A 324-nucleotide genomic window follows, 5' to 3' on the forward strand; every position below is an offset into this window, starting at 1 on the left:
GGGTGAGGCGGCGGATGCCGGGGGCGAAGGCCAGGGCCGTCAGGGCGGCGGCGCAACCGAGGACGGTCAGCGCGTACGGCAGGACGGCGTCCGAGACCTCCGCCCAGGACATGCCGTTCGCCAGGCCCCACAGCGCCGCCATGCCCACGAGGAACGTCAGCCAGCCGGCCGAGGCGAGCGTGAGGAGCCAGAGCGCGGCGGCGAGGAGGGTCACCGCGGTCCCGCCGCGCCGCTGCCGCGGTGCCGGGCGCGCAGGGCCGTACAGCCGCGCGTAGGTCTCGGGGTTCATGGGGACGATCCTGCGCGGAGGGTGCCGGGCGCGGC

The 324-nt window shown here is 77.5% G+C and carries 1 protein-coding gene; it reads right to left on the reverse strand.

Annotated elements, in window-relative coordinates:
* On the reverse strand, positions 1 to 289 hold a 289-nt coding region (locus CCN44_RS40690; protein WP_086704201.1), incomplete at its 3' end, for a hypothetical protein.
* Positions 290 to 324: the final 35 nt, after the last annotated feature.

The sequence above is a fragment of the Streptomyces tricolor genome, assembly GCF_002155905.1.
Taxonomy (GTDB): Bacteria; Actinomycetota; Actinomycetes; order Streptomycetales; family Streptomycetaceae; genus Streptomyces; species Streptomyces tricolor.